Genomic DNA, 15,865 nt, shown 5'->3' with positions numbered 1-15,865 from the left:
CGGAAGATAGAACAGAGAAACAGCACAGGAGAAGATCATGGCGGACTGGGTAACAGGTAAAGTCACAAAGATAGAGTTCTGGACCGATGCGCTATTTAGTCTCACCCTGCATGCTCCCGTCCACCCGTTTAAGGCCGGGCAATTTGCGAAGCTGGGGCTGGATGTCGACGGCGAACGCGTGCAGCGCGCCTACTCTTACGTTAACGCGCCGGATAACCCGGATCTCGAGTTCTATCTGGTTACCGTCCCGGACGGTAAGCTCAGCCCGCGCCTCGCCGCCCTTAAGCCCGGCGACGATGTGCAGATTGTCAGTGAAGCGGCGGGTTTCTTCGTGCTCGAAGAGATCCCAGACTGCGACACGCTCTGGATGCTGGCGACCGGCACGGCTATCGGTCCGTACCTCTCCATTCTGCAATATGGCAAAGATCTTGAGCGCTTTAAAAACATCGTGCTGGTTCACGCCGCGCGCTACGCCGCAGACCTCAGCTACCTGCCGCAGATGCAGGCGCTGGAACAGCGTTATGGCGGAAAGTTAAAGATTCAGACGGTGGTGAGCCGCGAAACCGTAGCAGGTACGCTGACCGGTCGGGTGCCGGCGTTGATTGAGAACGGCGCGCTGGAAGAGGCGGTAGGCTTGCCGATGACGGCTGAAACCAGCCACGTCATGCTGTGCGGTAACCCGCAGATGGTTCGGGACACGCAGCAGCTTCTGAAGGATACCCGGCAGATGACGAAGCACCTTCGTCGCCGACCGGGCCATATGACCGCCGAACACTACTGGTGATCAGCGGTATTTCACCTCAAGGGTGTCTTTACCGTATTTATTTTCGCTCTGGGTGCCGATAAACGCGCCCAGATCGACAATCATCATCACGAAGATGACCGACGGCAGCAGCCTGCCCACGACCCACGGCAGGATGGACGGCAGCACCGCCCAGTTTCCCGCCACCAGCATCCACGCCAGAATAATCAGAAATGCCCACGCGCCGGAACGGCCGCGATCGTGCAGCCGTTTCACGACGACAGCCGCCGTTGGCCACAGCAAACAGACCAGCGCAAACGCCGCCGTTTGCGTGCTCAGCCAGGCATTGTAGGCCACAAAAAACAGAAGCAGCATGGCGACAACCCACGTCACCATCCAGATCCAGAAATCACGGCGTCCAATACGCCCTTTGAACGAAAACAGCCACTGCTGTATGGTCATGTAAGGTTCCTTATTATCGTATAGCGCGCATTTTACCCTGGAGTCGTGACCTTTTGACAAGCCGACCAGATATCGTTTTAATCATGAGCACTTACGGCCAGGGGCAATGTTGATGAAAAGTTCGGCACGTTCTCTCTTCCTGTGTTTAGCGCTGCTCGGCGTGGGTTATCCCCTGCACGCCGCCGAAACCACGGCCCCGACCACCGCACCGTATCTGCTGGCGGGCGCGCCGTCGTTCGACCAGTCCATCAGCCAGTTTCGTGAAGCCTTTAATCAGGCTAACCCCACCCTGCAGCTGGATGAATTTCGCGCCATCGACGGCTCCCGTGACACGCCGACGCTGACCCGCGCGGCAAGCAAGATTAACGAGAATTTGTACGCCTCCACGGCGCTGGAGCGCGGAACGTTAAAAATCAAGAGTATGCAAATCACCTGGCTGCCGATTCAGGGGCCAGAGCAGAAAGCCGCAAAAGCGAAGGCGCTGGAATACATGAGCGCGGTTTTGCAGGCGTTTACGCCCGCGCTGACGAAAAAGCAAAGCCAGCAAAAGCTGCAAAAGCTGCTGGCCGCCGGTAAAAACAAGCGATACTACGCCACGACAGAAGGCGCAATTCGCTATGTGGTCGCGGATAACGGCGAAAAAGGGCTGACCTTCGCTGTTGAACCGATTAAGCTGGCACTCTCTGACACCCTCGGCGGGGCGAATTAATGACGAAAAGCAAAGCCTTTCGAGGGAAAATCTCTATACTGATTCACAGACCATGCTGCCCGACAGGGCGGCCATATTCCTTAATTCGCTTATTGAGCGTGGAGAATTGAAATGCGACATCCTTTAGTGATGGGTAACTGGAAACTGAACGGCAGCCGCCACATGGTAAACGAACTGGTTGCGAACCTGCGTAAAGAGCTGGCTGGCGTGACGGGCTGCGCGGTTGCTATCGCTCCGCCGGATATGTATCTGGATCTGGCTAAACGTGCCGCTGACGGCAGCCACATCATTCTGGGCGCGCAGAACGTTGACGTTAACCTGTCTGGCGCATTCACCGGTGAAACCTCCGCTGAAATGCTGAAAGATATCGGCGCGAAATACATCATCATCGGCCACTCCGAGCGTCGCACCTACCACAAAGAATCCGACGAGTTCATCGCGAAGAAATTTGCCGTGCTGAAAGAGCAGGGTCTGGTACCGGTTCTGTGCATCGGTGAAACCGAAGCGGAAAACGAAGCGGGCAAAACCGAAGAAGTGTGCGCTCGTCAGATCGACGCGGTGCTGAAAACCCAGGGCGCGGCAGCGTTCGAAGGCGCGGTTATCGCTTACGAGCCAGTCTGGGCGATCGGTACCGGCAAATCAGCGACCCCTGCGCAGGCTCAGGCGGTTCACAAATTTATCCGTGACCACATTGCGAAAGCCGACGCGAAAGTCGCTGAGCAAGTGATTATCCAGTACGGCGGTTCCGTTAACGCCTCCAACGCTGCCGAGCTGTTCACCCAGCCAGACATCGATGGCGCGCTGGTTGGCGGTGCATCCCTGAAAGCGGACGCTTTCGCGGTGATCGTTAAAGCGGCAGAAGCGGCTAAACAGGCGTAATTGCCCTTATGTTTTGTGGCGGGTGGCGCTTCGCTAACCCGCCCTACGCCCTTCTCCTCCCTCTCCCTTTGGGAGAGGGTTGGGGTGAGGGGAAACCGCGCGCACCGAACTACACTTTCCCCAGCACGCTAAACCACAGATAATCCAGCGGCAGCAGCACCAGATAGGTTGCAATCGCCAGCGCCAGACAGAGCACCATCCCCGCCTTTGCAGGCACCTTTCCTAAGCCCATAGCCACCACAATCGGCGACGCCTGATACGGCAGCAGCGGCGTGGAATAGCCCAGCACCTGAATCATGATCACCGACAGCAGCGGGAAACCGGTCGCATCCGAAAAACTCTGCGCCAGGGTGGTGTATAGCGCCGGAACGCCGTTGGCGGTCATAATGAAGTTAAGCGCGGTGGTAATGCTGGTCAGCGCCAGGAAACTGGTGAAAGGTCTCTCTGCATCCAGCGGCATAATGCGCAGCAGCGCCTCGCCCACCGCCGTTCCGATGCCGGTTTGCGTCACGACGATTGCCAGCCCAAGAATGCCTGCCACATAGATACAGGTGCGCATGTTCACCCCCGCAGAAAACTCCTCTCCGGTGATAAAACCGATACGCGGCAGCATGACGATGACCGACGCCGCCAGCCCCGTCCATGCGGGCCCCACGCCGTGCCAGCTCTCCGTCACCCACATGCCCAGCACCACCGCCAGCAGCCAGGCGAGGCGCTTCTCGTCCCGCCCCATGGGCTCAGACGGCGCCACTTCCTTCGGCGGCTTCGGGCTGCCGGGAAACAGCCAGCAGATGAGGCCAATCAGGATCAGGCCTTTGAGAATGCCCAGCACCGGCGTATGCAGCAGCAGATACGGGACATAGTTGAGGTGGATGCCGTACGATCCTTCCGCCGCGCCGCTCATCACCAGGTTAGGGACGTTAGCGGGCAGAATCGTCGCCGAAAGCTGGAAGGTCCCGAACCCCACCGCCAGCGCCAGGCCAAACCAGGCGCGGGAGCCGTCGGCGATACCGGCGCGTTTCGCCATCGCCGCGACAATCGGCATCAGCAGCGCAATACGCCCCATGTTCGACGGCATCACAAACGCCAGCGCGTAGCTCAGCAGCACCACGCTCGCTACCATCAATACCCAGGAGTCGGTCAGCTTTGCCGACAGCGCCCGGGCGGCCCTGTCCGCCAGGCCGGTTTTGCGGATCGCCACGCCGAGCACGAATCCGCTGAAGACAAGCCAGAATGCCGACGAGGCAAAACCGCCAAAAATCACCTCCGGCGGGGCGATTCTGGCGGTCATCGCCGCCGTGAAGAACAGCAGCGCGGTGATAAATTCCGGTAATAGCGACGTCGCCCACAGCACGATGGTGACGCCAACGATCAGGGAGGGCAGCAGTAGAGGATGCGTTAACCAGAGCGACATACCTGTCTCCTGTAGAATTTTTCAGCAAGTCTACGGTGACAGGCAGGACGAGTAAACGCTATTTATGGTGGGTCACTTCAGGATAGCGCATTGATGATCCTGCAGTTCCTCAGCCGACGCGCGGTTAAGGGTGAGCAGGTTACGCTCGGTCGCCAGCAATACAAACGAACCATCCGACTGCTGCGCCATCGCCAGCGCGAAGCGGCCCATATGGTCGCGCGCTTCCGGCAGCTCTTCTGCCAGCATCATAAACGGGCTGCGCTGAACCAGTTCATTCTCCGTCACGCGGCGAGCAAGATACTCATGCCCTTCCAACCCTCCGGGAAGAGGCAGCCACTGGGTGCTGATTTCTCCCTGCGCCGCGTTGAGCTTCTCGCGTACGTCCGGGCGCAGACAGGAAATATGAATATGAAAATGGTTCTGCGTGCGCCCTGTCGGCGAGTTAATCGTCAGCGAAATGGCGCTGTCAGGCACCTCGGATCCCCGCTTCAGGGTCATAAAACTGCGCGACTGCCAGGCCAGCCAGAAAAAGTTCGGCGTATGCGCGTCGGTCAACAGCGGGCTTTCGGTGCCGTTGATGCGGTATGTTGGCATCAGCAGGTATTGCAGCGGCCCGTTGCGATCCTTAAATACCACATAGCCTGCATCCGTTTTCACCTGCGCACACGGCGCCGGGTTACGATTCTGGATCTGGTTCGGCACGCACTGGTCGAGAACGATATGACGCAACGCATTCGGATTACCCGCCTTCATCCAGTACACGCCGCCCGCGGCAAGGGCGATGACAATAAGGATCAATACGATAATTTTTTTCACAACGCGTTCCCTGTTTTCAATAGAGGCAAAAGAGTAACGCAAAATGATGACCAAATAAAAAACCCGGCGGATTTCTCACGCCGGGTCATCGTGTCGCAGGCTAAGGATTAGCGCTGGCTAATCTGGTCGAAGGTGCCGCCATTAGAGAAGTGCTCTTTCTGCGCTTTCGTCCAGCCGCCGAACACATCATCAATGGTGAAAAGCTTCAGTTTCGGGAATTCCCCTTCGTATTTCTTCGCGACAGCCGCATCGCGTGGGCGATAGAAGTTTTTCGCCGCAATTTCCTGGCCTTCTGGCGAGTAGAGATACTTCAGGTAAGCATCCGCTACCGCTTTGGTGTCTTTCTTCTCAACCACTTTGTCGACCACGGAAACGGTCGGCTCTGCGAGGATGGATTCGCTTGGGGTCACGATCTCGAATTTGTCTTTACCCAGCTCGTGGGTCGCCAGCAGGGCTTCGTTTTCCCAGGCGATCAGCACGTCGCCAATGCCGCGCTCGACGAAGGTGTTGGTTGCACCGCGCGCGCCGGAGTCCAGTACCTCAACGTTCTTATACAGCGCTTTCACGAATTCCTGTGCTTTGGCCTGGTCACCGTTGTTGTGGTGCAGCGCATAGCCCCACGCGCCCAGGTAGTTCCAGCGAGCGCCGCCGGAGCTTTTCGGGTTCGGGGTAATTACAGATACGCCCGGTTTGACCAGGTCGTTCCAGTCTTTAATCTGTTTCGGGTTCCCTTTACGCACCAGGAAGACGATGGTCGAGGTGTATGGCGCGGAGTTATCCGGCAGGCGTTTGATCCAGTTTTTGTCGATGCGGCCACGCTCGGCGATAGCGTCGACATCGTAGGCCAGCGCCAGGGTCACCACGTCGGCTTCAATACCGTTGATGACGGAGGTCGCCTGCTTGCCGGAGCCACCGTGAGACTGGCGAACCACCACGTTATCACCGGTTTCCTGCTTCCAGTGCGCCGCAAACGCCTTGTTGTATTGCTCGTACAGTTCACGCGTCGGGTCGTATGACACGTTCAGTAACTGGATATCCTTAGCCAGAACGCTGGTCGATGCCAGCAATAATGTAAAACCCACGCCCCATTTATTCATCGCCCAGCTCTCTTATGTAGTGTTTTGATGAATGCAGCGTGCCAGAAACAGAATCGATGATTAAAGAATAAAAAAAGATTGGCTATAACGTAGTGGAATAACCGAGTGAATGAGTGGCCTGATGCCCTCACCCCAACCCTCTCCCACGGGAGAGGGAGCAAACATAAAAAAACGGTAACCCAGGGGTTACCGTTTTGCATTTACCTTGCCACCGGGCAACACAGCCGATCAGTACAGTTTTTTCGCGCAGTCCAGCCAGTCACCCTTGAACGGACGCTTCATGTTTTCAATCGCGTCGATGATGTCATGGTGAACCAGTTTTTCGTTCTGAATACCGACGCAGCGACCGCCGTGGCCCTGTAGCAGCAGATCGATAGCGTACGCGCCCATGCGGGACGCCAGTATACGGTCGTAAGGGCCAGGGGAACCGCCACGCTGGATGTGACCCAGTACGGTCGCGCGGGTTTCGCGTTTGGTTTCGGCTTCAATGTACTTCGCCAGCTCGTCAACGTCACAGATGTGCTCGGTAATCGCCACGATCGCGTGTTTTTTACCTTTTGCGATGCCCGCTTTGATTTCAGCCACCAGATCTTCACGGCTAAATTCGACTTCAGGCACGACGATAAATTCGCAACCGCCCGCAATGGCTGCCGCCAGCGTCAGGTCACCGCAGTAACGGCCCATCACTTCAACGATAGAGATACGCTGGTGAGAAGACGAGGTGTCACGCAGACGGTCAATCGCTTCAACAACGGTCCCCAGCGCAGTAAAGAAACCGATAGTGTAATCAGTACCTTTGATGTCGTTGTCGATGGTGCCTGGCAGACCGATGCACGGGAAGCCCATTTCGGTCAGACGTTTTGCACCCATATAAGAACCGTCACCGCCGATAACCACCAGGGCATCCAGGCCACGTTTCTTCATGTTCTCGATAGCCACTTCACGAACGTGTTCATCACGGAATTCCGGGAAGCGCGCAGACCCAAGGAAGGTGCCGCCACGGTTGATCATGTCAGACACGCTGTAACGGTCGAGCTGAACCATACGGTCTTCATACAGACCCAGGTAACCATCATAGATACCAAAAACTTCCAGACCTTCCGTCAGCGCTGCGCGGACAACACCGCGAATTGCCGCGTTCATGCCCGGCGCATCACCGCCGCTTGTCAACACACCGATTTTCTTAATCATGACTACCTCTGAACTTAGGAATGCAAAATTGAAATCTGTTGCCGGAAGAAACTTATCGACCAACGAATACTGCAAATAGTATATCAATCCCTTCCAGCTGAATTGATTCAGGTCAGACCAAATGGCGGTAATTTATACACAAAATGCTGGCCTGGCTCACTTTTTTACAACCAATTACGAAAGTCCAACATGTCCGGGTACAACCGAGCAGGGATCCTGGTGAATGATGACGTCTGAACCAGGAAAACGCTGCAAAATCGCCTGCTCGACCTGCTCAGCAATAACGTGAGCCTGGACCAGCGGCAGGTTGTCTTCCATTTCAATATGAATCTGAATAAAGCGGGTCGGCCCTGACTGCCGCGTTCGAAGATCGTGCGCACCGCTGACGCCGGGCCAGGCGGTCACAATAGAAAAAATTTCATTACGTTCTGAGTCCGGGAGGGCACGGTCAAGCAGTGATTGCACCGCTTCATACCCCATCCGCAGGGCGCTATATAAAATATAGATACCAATCCCTAACGCAAATAACGCATCGGCCCGATGCCAGCCATACCAGGCCAGACCGAGCGCAATAAGAATAGCCCCATTCATCATAACATCAGATTGATAATGAAGCATATCCGCCCGTACGGCCTGGCTTTGCGTTTTGCGAACGACCCAGCGCTGGAACGTTACCAGAACAAGTGTGCATATAAGCGCGACGACAGTCACCACGACGCCAACGCCGGGATCGTTCATTGGGGTCGGCGAAACGAGATGCTGAATGCCGGTGAGGAACAGGAAAAGCGCAGAACCGGAAATGAACATACTTTGCGCCAGCGCGGCCAAAGACTCCGCTTTGCCGTGCCCAAACGTGTGCTCTTCATCCGCTGGCTGCAGCGAGTAACGTACCACCAGCAGGTTGGTTAACGAGGCGGCAATGTCCATCAGCGAATCCACCAGCGCCGCCAGAATACTGACCGAGCCGGTATACCACCAGGCAAAAATTTTAATCAGTAACAGGCTGGAGGCCATGGCGGTCGCCGCAATGGCGGCCCGGCTTACCAGTCTTCCATAGGATTGATTCATAAACGCTCCTGTCATGTCATGCCGCTATTATAACGGAAGCATGGGGAGTCGAAGGATGAATAAACGGTTAGCAAATCAGAATGGCAGGCAAAAAAAACCCCCACATCATGTGGGGGAAGACAGGGATGGTGTCAGAAAACACCACCTAACACAATGATATAAATGGATTTATATCATACGCTGTCCACATAGCGTCCACATTGACTAAAAAGCCCCTGCCCGTCAGGGGCTTTGTTTTTTCATCCAGCAGGAGTTATAAACAACTTTTAACCCAATGTTTAATAAGGATGTTCCATGTTTAACCTCAAATCGGTAGTTGCGGCCGTCGCCATTCTTCTGTCTATCACCGCCCACGCCCAAACGAATAACGTAAAAACCTTGCAAAAGCAGCTAAAATTATGGCAACCGATTGAAATAGAAGAAAGTAATAACATTATCACTGTCGTTTTGGACGCAAACCAAGTTACACCTGAAATTTATGATGCGGTCATAAGCTCAGGAATTTGCATGGATGTTTGGACAAAAGATGTACCGAATTCCTACATGAAAACAACTAAAGAATTGCACGTACTGAATAAACATAAAGCATTTGGTTATGTGCTCGAACAGCCTCTCGCAACTTGTAACGAGATGGGTAAAGAGCCAGATGACAGAGCTAAAGTTGTGATGCTCTCAAAAACGCATATGTTTGGAATGCCAAAGTCAAAATAAACAAAACCCCGCAATCGCGGGGCTTTTTGTTTGTGGTTACATCCACATAGTTTGCTGACCCGATGGCAGCGGATGAGGCCTAACGGCATTAATTTCACCGGGCTTAACAATGTAACGCTGCACCGACTCAAATGTAATGAACGTGGCGCTACAATTCACGTTCTGACACTGGTGATAACGCTCCTTTGTTGTATCGGTCATGTAACGGCTTGTACGTGCATGGGCTGCATGCTGGCATAATGGGCAATGAAACATATTAAGCACCTCAACGATTTGGCTGATGTGTTAATTTTACTCAATAAACCCTTATATAACAAACAGATAAATTAAAATCACCCCTCATCATCTTCCGCTTTATACTCTACGTCAGAGAGCTTAACCTCAAGCTCTAAGCCCGTCGTGAAGCCACTATTATTAAGGCTGTGGGTCACTTTACTGATTAACCATGCCTGCTCGTCTATGACGCGCTTAAAGCCCGACACGCGCACCGGTGTCTCAGGGAATAAATCAGCCCTACCAAGCGCCAGCGTAATTGAAAACTCCGCAACGCCTCGCTGCAGCTTATCCCACTTAGCCTGAGCGGCGCGCATCGCCTGCGCCTTGGAAGCGTAAACCGTCGTCAGCGCCAGCACGTTATCGGCCTCACCGGCCATGTACTCACCCTCACGCGCTTCTGGTTCTTTTTTGGCTTTTGTCTTTTTGCTGACCGGCTTTGCTTTCGGGTGCTCCAGTGCGCGCAGGTGCTTCTCTTTTGGCTTACGTTTCAGCGTTACTTTCTGCTTTTGCGGCTTCGGGTCTTTGGTGTGCAACCATTTTGCCGTTACGCCGGTATAAGCCCCACGGTCAGCAATGGCAAACTGATGACGGTCGCCATCGCTGCGGGTCAGGGTCATTTGCGGGACGGGCTTGCCGCTGACCGTCATTGCACTACCGGCTTTCAGAAACAGGAGTTCCCCCGCTTTCACTGACACCGCCGCCCCGTTGCGGTCAGCCAGGCGGGTCAGAAATACGGCGTCCGACTCCTGCGACTGGTCGATGTGCGGTACCGGGATTTTTTTCAGTGAATCCGCGACACTGGCCGTCAGTTTATTGCGCTTTGCAATGGTGCTGACCAGTTCACCGAGGGTGGTGTCGTGCCATGACTCTTCACGCCGTGAATTGAGCGTTCCGCGAAAGTCTGCACTACGCGCCCGAATGGTCAGGGTATCAGGCGCCCCCCGGTGCTCAATCTCATCGACCGTGAAATCACCCTTATTCAGCAGCGCCGAACCCTGCCAGCCAAGCCACAGCGTCAGCACCGCCCCGCGCAGGGGTAACTCGACTTTGCCGTCGGTGTCGTCGAGCTCAATGTCGAGCTGGTCAGCCTCGAAACCCCGGTTGTCAGTCATGGTGAGGGAAATCAGCCGGTCACTAAAATTGCTGGTAATGTCCTGGCTGTTCAGCGTCAGCATAAATGCTGGTGCAAGGCTGGCACCGGCGTCAATGGTCATGCCCGTAATCATGCGGTCAGCCCTCCGAGCACACCCTGCAGTTTATCCGTCAGATTACCGGCAGAGCCGAGAAGCTCGCTGGCCTGCTTATTCAGGTCGCCAAACATGGCCGTCAGTGATTCGTCGACCCGTTTCAGCGAAAGGGTGAAATCAATCTTTCTGGCCGCGCCGTCGCTGAAAAACTCGGTATGCGTGGTCGACACCGTCTCGACGATATACATCCCGAAGATATTGCCGGTTCCCTCAATCAGCGGCCAAGCTCTACCCTCGTCGGCCATCAGCTCGACAGCCAGCAGAGATATACGACCGCCAGTAATGGCAGGATAAAGCGTGCCGGCAAGCTGGATCGCGTTTTCCCCCTCGCCGAGAAACTGATACGCAGGCGGTTTACCGACCCGGTCATTAGACGCCCAGCGGTAATTCTTCGAGTGCTGCATCGACTGATAAGGCAGGGTGCGACGTTCAAACACAAACATTCCAAGAGCAAGCATCATCATCAGTCTCCTTAATCGTGCATCATGCTAGCGCGGGCTTTGGCTCGCTTGTCGCGTTCATATTTTTCTAACGCATCCTGCAACTGGTTACCCAATTGACCACCCGGCGCGCCACCACCCGGCAGGTTGATTTGATAGGTTGGACTGCTCTGGTCAATGTAGGTACGACCGGCGGGAGCTGTGACAGGCTGATAAGCCTGATACCCACCAAGCGAGCTTGTTGTCGGAATGTAACCTCCACCCTGACCAACCGGCGGCGCTTTTGCTGTCTCCGCATCAATACCGCTCGATTCCTTTTTAACGAGGCCGAGCTTTTCGAGAATTACATCAAGACCACCACGCAGCTTATTGAAAATATTCAGAGGCAACATCAGCGCATCGGCCAGTGCCTGACCAAATATGACGCCGACATTTTTGCAGCTATCGAGCGTCTCCTGCGTGGCCTTGACCGGTGCAATCAGGTCTTTAAACCATTGCCAGACGCCGCGCAGCTTCTCACCAAGTCCGTCAAAAATTGGTGCTAATGGAGCGAACATTTCCCCGACCGGTGCAAAGGCACTCATGATGCCCTCAATCACCCCCGAGAAAAATGCGCTGATGGGCTCCCAATATTTGCGGATGAGTAGCGCCCCGGCCACAATCGCCGCACCGACGGCCACAATCGGCCAGGTAATCGCACCCAGTGCGGTCACAATGGCACCACCGGCAACAGTAAAGACCGTACCCAGCACGCCAGCAGCGGCAATAATGGCGTTTATCCCCATGACAACCGGCCACGCAACGAGACCAATGCCGCCGATGATACCAATCAGAGCAAGTGCGCCACCGGTAATGATGCCGATAGTTTCCGCGAGCCCCTTATTTTTCTGGATCCAGCCGTCGAGCTTTAACACATACTGCGTGGCCGTTTGGGTAAGCTTGCGCAGTGAGCCCTCTTGCTGGTCATAGAGGTCAGTACCGACCGCCTCGTAAGCCGACTGAAACTCTTTAAAATCGCCACCGAGGTTATCCTGCATAACCTTGACCAGTTCCTCGGTTTTTCCGTCGGATGCCTTTATCGTAGCGGTGAGTTTATCGAGCTTTCCGCTTGCCGCTGCGGCCATCAGCACACTTGCAGACTTCATGGCCTCCTCACCGAATATGGTTTTCACATATTCAGCTTTCTGACCAGTTCCGAGCTTGTTGCGCTCAAAACTGGCCTGCATTTCTTTCAGGATGGTAAATAACGGGCGCGTATTGCCTTTGCTGTCCGAGGTTTTAACACCCAACTCTTTTAGGGCATCATATGCTTTGCCTGTTGGTGCCTGTAGCCTTGTTATAACAGCCGCGCCGCCCGTCCCAGCCATTGACCCCCTGATGTTATTATCGTGAAGTGTGCCGGTAATCGCCGCCGCTTGTTCAAGACTCACCCCGGCATTTTTCGCAACAGGGGCAAGGTAACTTAATGAGTCACTTAGCCCCTGAAAATCAGCGGTGGTTTTGTTCATCGTTGTTGAAAGAACATCACCGATATGTGCAGCAGCGTCATTAGAAAGCTGAAAGGCGGCTTTTGTCCCCATCAATAGTTGCGCGTTTTCCTCCATTGTTTTCCTGTTCGCAAGTGACAGGTTGAGAGTCACAGGCGTCATGGCCGCTATAGCTTCAGCATCACCACCACCTTTTGCGATAATAATCTGCGCACTGGCTGCATCATCGGCAGAGGCGGCGGTATTGTCGCCGAGCTGGCGCGCCTGTTTGCGAAGTGCCTGCATTTCTGGCGACTGCTTATCGACCCCGAGCACAGCCTGCAGCTCGGAATTTTTCTGCGCAAAGTCATAACCGGGCATCAGTAATTTTACCCCGGCCATCGTTCCCGCAGCTGCAATGCCAACACCTGCAGCACCAGCCGCCGCCGCATTACCGGCAAGCTCTTTACCTGACTGGTATCGGGCTTTCACCCGGCTTAACTTTGCCTGCTGCGCACTTACGCGCGCCAGCGCCTCACGCTGTCGGTTAAGCTGCGCCGTCGTTTCGCTGATGGAGGTTTTGAGCCGACGTTCATCGGTAGACAGGGTGCGGGTATTAATACCGGCCTGCATCAGCTCGGAGCGCTGACGCTGTACCGACGTTCTCAGGCTGTTGTATTTCGTCTGCAGCTCAGAGGCGGCACGCTTTGCCGCTTCGAGTGCCTGCGCCTGCGCGCGGGTCGGACTGGTGGTGTTTTTAAACTGCACGGCCAGCTCACCGGCCTCGCGTTTCGCCTTATCGAGCGCCTGACTGGTTACGGCCAGTTGCGCGCTTGCCTTACGAAAGCCGTCGATTTTTGACGCCTGACCGTTCAGGTCACGCAGCCCTTTTTGTGTGTTGCGAATATCGCCCGACAGGCTTTTACTCGCGGTCTGGATGGATTTAAGCGGTCGGGTCGCCTGGTCGACCGCTTTCAGCAATACCTCAAGCCTCAGGTTATTACTCATTGTGGTTTCCGCTACGCTGTAGCGCCTTTTCGCGCCATGTGATGAGCTCGGTCAGGCTCAGGGAATAGAGCTCTGATGGCGACCAGTGGAAAATCACTGCGATATCCGCCATCAGGTCATCGGTCGACAGGTCGGGCGGGAAATCTATTCCGCCGAAGCCGGTGACAAAAAACCAATCACCTTAGCGGCCAGCGACAGCATATCGGGCAGGTTCATCGCGGTTAGCTCCTGCGTGGTGAGCGCTGGATAGGTCATGCGGGGCAGCACTTTAATCAGCGCATCGACCTCGGACTGTGCCACCGCCGCCAGACTGACACCGCGCAGGGTACCGGCGTTCGGCTCAATCAGGGTGACCTTATCAATCGTCTGACCGGCGCGCTTAATCGGCTTGTCGAGGGTCACGACATTCGGGTTTACGGTGTCGATTTCGTTGCCAGCCGTATCAACAAATTCAGCGGTTTTACGTGGTGCTTTTGCCATGATGTTTTTCTCTGCTCTGAAAGGGGGTTAATAACCGGCCAGCAGTGCTGACCGGTCAGGGAATTACAGCCCGATTGCGCGGCGGTGCTGTTCCAGACGGTCGACGCCGTTCACCTTCTCGACCATGTTGACGGTGTCGATTTCGATGACGTCGCTACCATCAATCGTGAGGCGGTAGTAGGTGCAGACGGTCGACAGTTTGGTCGAGGTGTTTTCACCCTGCTTATTCTCACCGCCGTCGATTTCTTTATGACGGCCACGCATGACCACCTCGACCGCGATAATTTCGCCGGTGTCGTCGCGCTGGTAAGAGCCAGCAAAACGCAGCGGCACGGCGTCAGCACCCGGCGCGGCGTACTGCGCCCACAGCGCCACATCGGGCAGGCCACCAACAGACCATTCGACGGTGAGCGCATCGTCGTCGAGGCCGAGGTCAATCGCCGCCGCGCCATTCATACCGCCGCCGCGATAGTTTTCGAGCTTGCGGGTCAGCTTTGGCAGCGTCACGGATTCAACGACGCCCATGTAGCTCAGGCCGTCGTTGAACATGTTCAGATATTTGAGTTTGCGGGGTAGTGCCATGTTGTTTCAGGCTCCTTAGCTGTTGACTGATTCAGCCAGATTCACCAGATATTTATCGGTGATACGCTGGCGCAGGGTCAGGCTTTCCAGTGGTGGAACCGGCGTATAGTCGTAGTCGATATACAGTTTCCCGGCCTTGAGGGTTTCCTTGTCGTTCGATTCCTCGTCGAACCAGCACTCACCGTCCACGATGTAGCCATTTGATTTCAGCTCGCGGAATTTGGCGTTAATACCGTCGACAATGTCACGGATAAGCGATGCGGTGATGGGCTTGTCGACCGCCCACATGTGCGCCTCGGCCATCGTGTCGGCCAGCACCTGCGCGGTGCGGGTGTAGTTCTCAAACAGGAAAAGCGGGTCATCAGAGCAGGTGCGGTTACCCCAAAAGCGGAAACCATCCTTGCGCACCAGCGTCGTGACCCCTGCCTCGTTGAGCAGGTCAGCATCGGTGCCGGATGCCTGTAAATCCCAAAACACTGAGGCACTGATGCCGGTGACACCCTGCACGCCGACGTTAGACAGGGTTTTATGCCAGCCGACAGTCTGGTCGATGTAGGCGCGCAGGCCGAGCGCGCGAGCGGTGGCGTAGGCTGTTGCGGTGGCGTTAGTGGTGGTGTCCCATGCGAGGAAGTCAGGCCAGATGACCATCAGCTCGCGCTGACTGAAATTCTCGCGATAGGCCATCGCTTCGGAAATGGTCTTACAGCCCCATGCGCTGACATAGCCAAAGGCGCGCAGGCTGATACAGACCGACGCGAGTGCGGTTGCGACTTCCTGCGTATCGAGACCCGGCACGCCGAGAATACGCGGCTTAACACCAGTGACCGCTTCGGCAGTCAACAGCGCCTTGATACCGGTGTATTTACCGTTCTCATCCGTGCCGCCGATGATGTTAGAAATGGTCTGCGCCTGAGCTGCATCCGGGTCATCGTCGACACCTTCGGCAACGCGCACGACAACGGTGACGGGTTTTGACTGGTCGGCGATAGCCTGCAGGGATGCGGCCAGCGTGCCTTTTTTACCGGCTTTCGCAATGGCGCTCTGCACATTGGTAATCAGTACCGGCTCATTGAGGGGGAATGTTTCGGCATCCGCATCGCTGGCCGTGCAGACCATGCCGACGATTGCGGTTGCTACAGTGGAAATGACGCGGGTGCCGTCGTTAATCTCAAGCACCTGTACGCCGTGGTGAAAATCACTCATCCGGTTAACTCCGTGGTTAGTGGGCGAGTGTTATTGTCCTGGCTGGTCTGGTGAGGAGCTATTTGTCGGCGATG

General features: G+C 55.4%; 18 protein-coding genes. 4 read left to right on the top strand and 14 right to left on the bottom strand.

All coding sequences use genetic code 11. The annotated features are described in order from the left end of the window. Positions 1-37 precede the first annotated feature (37 nt). Positions 38-784, top strand: a complete 747-nt coding sequence (fpr, locus tag L6R44_RS14390) for a ferredoxin--NADP(+) reductase (protein ID WP_237424580.1) — start codon at positions 38-40, stop codon at positions 782-784. Here the strand turns inward: fpr and L6R44_RS14385 are convergent, their stop codons facing one another. Further along, the gene (locus tag L6R44_RS14385) at positions 785-1,204 is read right to left on the bottom strand and encodes a DUF805 domain-containing protein (protein WP_237424579.1); all 420 of its coding nucleotides are present in this window, start codon (positions 1,202-1,204) and stop codon (positions 785-787) included. A 112-nt stretch (positions 1,205-1,316) separates the two neighbouring features. Between L6R44_RS14385 and L6R44_RS14380 the strand changes: the two genes are divergently transcribed. Together L6R44_RS14380 and tpiA are read left to right on the top strand one after the other, a co-directional pair. Beyond that, complete coding sequence (locus L6R44_RS14380; protein ID WP_237424578.1) at positions 1,317-1,913, top strand: DUF1454 family protein; 597 nt, start codon at positions 1,317-1,319, stop codon at positions 1,911-1,913. Between the two features lie 111 nt (positions 1,914-2,024). Then, positions 2,025-2,792 carry a triose-phosphate isomerase gene (gene tpiA, locus L6R44_RS14375; protein WP_237424577.1) on the top strand — a complete coding sequence of 256 codons (768 nt, stop codon included), beginning with the start codon at positions 2,025-2,027 and terminating at the stop codon, positions 2,790-2,792. A gap of 109 nt (positions 2,793-2,901) precedes the next feature. On the opposite strand, the gene L6R44_RS14370 is transcribed toward tpiA, so the two are convergent. From L6R44_RS14370 to fieF, 5 genes are all read right to left on the bottom strand, one after another. Continuing rightward, positions 2,902-4,206 (bottom strand): SLC13 family permease, encoded by a 1,305-nt coding sequence (locus tag L6R44_RS14370; protein WP_237424576.1) that lies wholly within the window; start codon positions 4,204-4,206, stop codon positions 2,902-2,904. 72 nt (positions 4,207-4,278) lie between these two features. Then, entirely contained in the window at positions 4,279-5,022 is a 744-nt protein-coding gene (locus L6R44_RS14365; RefSeq protein ID WP_237424575.1) for a CDP-diacylglycerol diphosphatase, read from the bottom strand. 107 nt (positions 5,023-5,129) lie between these two features. Next, positions 5,130-6,119, bottom strand: a complete 990-nt coding sequence (locus tag L6R44_RS14360; RefSeq protein WP_045329513.1) for a sulfate ABC transporter substrate-binding protein — start codon at positions 6,117-6,119, stop codon at positions 5,130-5,132. A 228-nt stretch (positions 6,120-6,347) separates the two neighbouring features. Continuing rightward, positions 6,348-7,310, bottom strand: a complete 963-nt coding sequence (pfkA, locus tag L6R44_RS14355; protein ID WP_032644353.1) for a 6-phosphofructokinase — start codon at positions 7,308-7,310, stop codon at positions 6,348-6,350. A 174-nt stretch (positions 7,311-7,484) separates the two neighbouring features. Continuing rightward, entirely contained in the window at positions 7,485-8,378 is an 894-nt protein-coding gene (fieF, locus tag L6R44_RS14350) for a CDF family cation-efflux transporter FieF (RefSeq protein ID WP_237424574.1), read from the bottom strand. A 294-nt stretch (positions 8,379-8,672) separates the two neighbouring features. Here fieF and L6R44_RS14345 point away from each other — a divergent pair, with 294 nt between their 5' ends. Beyond that, positions 8,673-9,089, top strand: coding sequence for a hypothetical protein (locus L6R44_RS14345; RefSeq protein WP_237424573.1), 417 nt, complete (start codon positions 8,673-8,675; stop codon positions 9,087-9,089). 36 nt (positions 9,090-9,125) lie between these two features. Here the strand turns inward: L6R44_RS14345 and L6R44_RS14340 are convergent, their stop codons facing one another. The 8 genes from L6R44_RS14340 to L6R44_RS14305 form a co-directional block, all read right to left on the bottom strand. Further along, positions 9,126-9,344, bottom strand: a complete 219-nt coding sequence (locus tag L6R44_RS14340; RefSeq protein WP_200053013.1) for a DNA-binding transcriptional regulator — start codon at positions 9,342-9,344, stop codon at positions 9,126-9,128. A gap of 77 nt (positions 9,345-9,421) precedes the next feature. Beyond that, a complete protein-coding gene (locus tag L6R44_RS14335; RefSeq protein WP_237424572.1) occupies positions 9,422-10,591 on the bottom strand; it encodes a phage late control D family protein in 1,170 nt (389 codons plus the stop codon). After that, entirely contained in the window at positions 10,588-11,073 is a 486-nt protein-coding gene (locus L6R44_RS14330) for a phage tail protein (protein WP_237424600.1), read from the bottom strand. The genes L6R44_RS14335 and L6R44_RS14330 overlap by 4 nt, the downstream gene beginning before the upstream one ends. Positions 11,074-11,084: 11 nt before the next feature. Beyond that, the gene (locus L6R44_RS14325) at positions 11,085-13,526 is read right to left on the bottom strand and encodes a phage tail tape measure protein (RefSeq protein WP_237424571.1); all 2,442 of its coding nucleotides are present in this window, start codon (positions 13,524-13,526) and stop codon (positions 11,085-11,087) included. Then, positions 13,519-13,638, bottom strand: a complete 120-nt coding sequence (locus L6R44_RS14320) for a GpE family phage tail protein (RefSeq protein WP_001630833.1) — start codon at positions 13,636-13,638, stop codon at positions 13,519-13,521. Before L6R44_RS14320 ends, L6R44_RS14325 begins: the two co-directional genes overlap by 8 nt. Before the next feature lie 32 nt (positions 13,639-13,670). Beyond that, entirely contained in the window at positions 13,671-14,006 is a 336-nt protein-coding gene (locus L6R44_RS14315) for a phage tail assembly protein (RefSeq protein ID WP_001029731.1), read from the bottom strand. 63 nt (positions 14,007-14,069) lie between these two features. Continuing rightward, positions 14,070-14,588, bottom strand: a complete 519-nt coding sequence (locus L6R44_RS14310; protein WP_001207674.1) for a phage major tail tube protein — start codon at positions 14,586-14,588, stop codon at positions 14,070-14,072. Positions 14,589-14,603: 15 nt separating this feature from the next. Next, positions 14,604-15,791, bottom strand: coding sequence for a phage tail sheath protein (locus tag L6R44_RS14305; RefSeq protein ID WP_016243406.1), 1,188 nt, complete (start codon positions 15,789-15,791; stop codon positions 14,604-14,606). Positions 15,792-15,865: the final 74 nt, after the last annotated feature.

It is taken from the genome of Enterobacter cloacae complex sp. ECC445, assembly GCF_021892025.1.
Lineage (GTDB): Bacteria > Pseudomonadota > Gammaproteobacteria > Enterobacterales > Enterobacteriaceae > Enterobacter > Enterobacter chengduensis.
Note: the sequence above shows the minus strand (reverse complement) of the source record. Positions and strands in the feature narration are given on the sequence as shown.

What these genes read in the sequence shown, in the direction of transcription:
- L6R44_RS14320 (WP_001630833.1), bottom strand. Translation starts at nt 13,638, where the DNA reads ATGGCGGATATCGCAGTGATTTTCCACTGGTCGCCATCAGAGCTCTAT.
- L6R44_RS14335 (WP_237424572.1), bottom strand. Translation starts at nt 10,591, where the DNA reads ATGATTACGGGCATGACCATTGACGCCGGTGCCAGCCTTGCACCAGCA.
- fpr (WP_237424580.1), top strand. Translation starts at nt 38, where the DNA reads ATGGCGGACTGGGTAACAGGTAAAGTCACAAAGATAGAGTTCTGGACC.
- L6R44_RS14310 (WP_001207674.1), bottom strand. Translation starts at nt 14,588, where the DNA reads ATGGCACTACCCCGCAAACTCAAATATCTGAACATGTTCAACGACGGC.
- L6R44_RS14370 (WP_237424576.1), bottom strand. Translation starts at nt 4,206, where the DNA reads ATGTCGCTCTGGTTAACGCATCCTCTACTGCTGCCCTCCCTGATCGTT.
- L6R44_RS14330 (WP_237424600.1), bottom strand. Translation starts at nt 11,073, where the DNA reads ATGATGCTTGCTCTTGGAATGTTTGTGTTTGAACGTCGCACCCTGCCT.
- L6R44_RS14340 (WP_200053013.1), bottom strand. Translation starts at nt 9,344, where the DNA reads ATGTTTCATTGCCCATTATGCCAGCATGCAGCCCATGCACGTACAAGC.
- L6R44_RS14360 (WP_045329513.1), bottom strand. Translation starts at nt 6,119, where the DNA reads ATGAATAAATGGGGCGTGGGTTTTACATTATTGCTGGCATCGACCAGC.
- fieF (WP_237424574.1), bottom strand. Translation starts at nt 8,378, where the DNA reads ATGAATCAATCCTATGGAAGACTGGTAAGCCGGGCCGCCATTGCGGCG.
- L6R44_RS14315 (WP_001029731.1), bottom strand. Translation starts at nt 14,006, where the DNA reads ATGGCAAAAGCACCACGTAAAACCGCTGAATTTGTTGATACGGCTGGC.
- L6R44_RS14345 (WP_237424573.1), top strand. Translation starts at nt 8,673, where the DNA reads ATGTTTAACCTCAAATCGGTAGTTGCGGCCGTCGCCATTCTTCTGTCT.
- tpiA (WP_237424577.1), top strand. Translation starts at nt 2,025, where the DNA reads ATGCGACATCCTTTAGTGATGGGTAACTGGAAACTGAACGGCAGCCGC.
- L6R44_RS14380 (WP_237424578.1), top strand. Translation starts at nt 1,317, where the DNA reads ATGAAAAGTTCGGCACGTTCTCTCTTCCTGTGTTTAGCGCTGCTCGGC.
- L6R44_RS14385 (WP_237424579.1), bottom strand. Translation starts at nt 1,204, where the DNA reads ATGACCATACAGCAGTGGCTGTTTTCGTTCAAAGGGCGTATTGGACGC.
- L6R44_RS14325 (WP_237424571.1), bottom strand. Translation starts at nt 13,526, where the DNA reads ATGAGTAATAACCTGAGGCTTGAGGTATTGCTGAAAGCGGTCGACCAG.
- pfkA (WP_032644353.1), bottom strand. Translation starts at nt 7,310, where the DNA reads ATGATTAAGAAAATCGGTGTGTTGACAAGCGGCGGTGATGCGCCGGGC.
- L6R44_RS14305 (WP_016243406.1), bottom strand. Translation starts at nt 15,791, where the DNA reads ATGAGTGATTTTCACCACGGCGTACAGGTGCTTGAGATTAACGACGGC.